Below are 2,887 nucleotides of genomic sequence, written 5' to 3'. Positions count from 1 at the left end.
GGGTTGCCAGCCACCAATACGGTGAAAGAGCTGATGTTGGAAATGGGTCGTCCGTATGGTGATATGTATGAAGTAGCTGTATGGAAAGATATGCTGAAAGTACAGGGCGATGAATTGTTTTATGCTTACGTAGTAGACAATCAGGCCATCGTAATCCCTGAAACCATAGACGCTATCCGTGCATTGACTGGGATAGAACCAAATGCTGAAAAGTCAATAATAAAGACGAACGAAAGCCTAGGAATAAAACAAAGTTTTTATTAGTCGGTGAGCAAAAGAAATAAGTTATCAGATAAATAAAACAGAATGTTATGAAAAAGAAAGGGGCTTTGTATCTCGGAAATATTTTAGGCATAAAGGTGTTTATTCATTGGACGTTTGTGATACTCCTAGCTTGGGTATTCCTGATGCACACACAAATGGGTCATGGTTTTTCTGAAGCAATATGGGGAGTGATTTTTATCCTTGCTTTGTTTGCCTGTGTGATATTTCATGAATTTGGACACGCTCTTGCAGCTAAGCGGTTCAATATTCAGACAAAAGACGTTACTGTTTACCCTATCGGGGGGGTAGCCACTCTTGAAAGCATGCCAAGAAAGCCAAAACAGGAATTGGTGGTGGCATTTGCAGGCCCAGCCGTTAATATAGTTATTGCTGCTGCTCTGTGGACATATATGCAGCTCTCGGCTACTATGCCTGATTGGACTGTGCTAAAAAACGTGGATCACATGCAAACCGAGTCTTTTGTTTTCAACCTCTTTGCGGCAAATACCATTTTGGCTGTATTTAACCTTATACCGGCTTTCCCAATGGACGGTGGCAGGGTATTGCGAGCGCTTCTTGCTTTCAAAATGGATAGATCCAAGGCCACACGAATTGCTGCCGAAGTAGGTCAATTCCTAGCAATAATGTTAGTTTTTCTGGGCTTTTTCTACAGTTTCTGGCTTGTTTTTATCGGATTGTTTATATATCTAGGGGCCAGTAGCGAAGCTACGTATGAAGCTACACACAGCATATTGGAAGGCTATGATGTTCGAAAAGTGTTGATGACACGGTTTACTACCCTGCTTCCAAACGACAGCCTTGAGAAAGCAGTTCAGATACTGCTCGACGGTAAGGAGCAGGATTTTCTTGTAGCTACAGATGGCAAAGTTCATGGCGTGCTTTCGCGGAAAGAACTGATACAGGGCTTGTCTGCTTTCGGAAAATCGTCTCCTGTAAGGAACAGCATGCGGACGGACTTCACAATACTTTCACCGGAGATGAGCCTGCAGGACGTTTACTCAAACATGACAACAAAGGGTTATAAGGTTTATCCTGTACAGGATAACGGCATACTGGTTGGCATGGTAGATAAAGAAAATATAAGTGAATTGATTTTGGTCCAACAAGCCTTATCAGGAAAGTAAAGTTAACAAAAGCCTTCCTATCTGGCTTAAAAGAAAAAAACGCGACGTGAATAAATCAATTTTCATAATATTATTTTTCTCTCTGCTTCTATTTCCTTTTGCGTCAATCCAAGCTCAGGACAAAGCAATGTTGATTGAGCAAATAGAAGGCAAAAAGATAACAAGACAAAGTTTTGACAAAAAGGGAAAACTTACAGGGAAGCAAATATTTACTGCCGGAAAAATGACCCGAAGGGGTGGGACTTTCTTTATAAATATCAAAACAGAACTTTATGACGAAGCACAAAAGTTAGAAGAAACTTACACAACCAGTTACGAGTGCCGTCCGGGAGAAGCGGATGTGCTTTTATCGGTCTTTGCAGTCAATCCCAAAAAGAGGAAGGTCAGGGTGTCTGTGAAATCGGGAGATTTTAAAAAGCTATATGCTTTAGCGGTTGATGACATGGTACGCAGTATGAGCCTGACGATGCATGTGGAAACGGGTATTCTTAATTTCCTTGGGTCTAAAAACAATGTAGATATCACCAATCGTGTGCTCATTAAAGAAAATAACAACCTGAAGATTACAGAAAGGATTTCCATTAAGGCTTATCTAATGGGCATGCGGGTAAGAACAATCAACTATGACGTAACAGAATATTTGACACTTTCGGGTTTATTACAGAAGCAGGTGTTTAAACAAGCGAACGGTGATTATTTTATTGTTTACTATAAATGAAATCAACATGAAAGGCAAATGAAAAAAATATACCAATTTCAAGGCTTCGGGGAAGGTTATTCCTTTTGCTTCTATAGAACACAGTTACGTTCCTGAGCAAAAAAATTATATAAGTGCATTACAAGTTTGCACTCTGGTTATAATACTTATCCAGATTGAAACCGATGCATCTACATCCATTTCCAAAACAAATAAAAGTTTTTGAATTGATTAAAGTAAAAAAAATGAAAATGAACGAAAATATTGCAGAACTGTTGGGGGAAAAGGCATCCTTCTATTTGGATCATGTTTGTGAAAAATTAACAAAGAATGAATTGCAAACCCCCGCTAAGGATGGTCTTGATCAGTTATTTGGAAATAGCAATAGAAATCCACAAGTACTGCGAAGCCTTTCCCAGTTGTACAAACACGGTAATCTGGGAAGCACAGGTTACTTGAGCATTCTGCCTGTCGATCAAGGTATTGAACATAGTGCCGCTTTTTCGTTCTATAAAAACCGAGACTATTTTGACCCCGAGAATATAATAAAACTAGCTATTGAAGCTGGTTGTAATGCTGTGGCATCTACGTTTGGTGTACTGGGGTTGAACGCCCGAAAATATGCTCACAAAATCCCATTTATTGTAAAAATCAACCACAATGAACTGCTTACCTATCCAAATACCTATGACCAAACACTATTTGGAAAGGTTAAATCGGCTTGGGATATGGGAGCTGTTGCCGTGGGTGCTACCATTTATTTTGGTTCAAAAGAAAGTAA

At 39.6% G+C, this 2,887-nt stretch carries 2 protein-coding genes and 2 pseudogenes; all 4 read left to right on the top strand.

From position 1 onward, the window contains the following. Positions 1 to 264: pseudogene (locus tag VLZ86_RS07785) on the top strand (type II glyceraldehyde-3-phosphate dehydrogenase); the annotation flags it as partial. 47 nt (positions 265 to 311) lie between these two features. Continuing rightward, positions 312 to 1,409, top strand: coding sequence for a site-2 protease family protein (locus tag VLZ86_RS07780; RefSeq protein ID WP_325450063.1), 1,098 nt, complete (start codon positions 312 to 314; stop codon positions 1,407 to 1,409). Between the two features lie 46 nt (positions 1,410 to 1,455). Further along, positions 1,456 to 2,127 carry a hypothetical protein gene (locus VLZ86_RS07775; protein WP_325450062.1) on the top strand — a complete coding sequence of 224 codons (672 nt, stop codon included), beginning with the start codon at positions 1,456 to 1,458 and terminating at the stop codon, positions 2,125 to 2,127. 224 nt (positions 2,128 to 2,351) lie between these two features. After that, positions 2,352 to 2,887 (top strand): annotated as a pseudogene (locus VLZ86_RS07770) (fructose-bisphosphate aldolase); the annotation flags it as partial.

It is taken from the genome of Gelidibacter sp. (genome assembly GCF_035515035.1).
In the GTDB taxonomy this organism is placed as follows: Bacteria; Bacteroidota; Bacteroidia; order Flavobacteriales; family Flavobacteriaceae; genus Gelidibacter.
Note: the sequence above shows the minus strand (reverse complement) of the source record. Positions and strands in the feature narration are given on the sequence as shown.

Bases quoted from the DNA above. Each gene is read 5' to 3' on its own strand.
- VLZ86_RS07780 (WP_325450063.1), top strand. From the start codon at position 312: ATGAAAAAGAAAGGGGCTTTGTATCTCGGAAATATTTTAGGCATAAAG.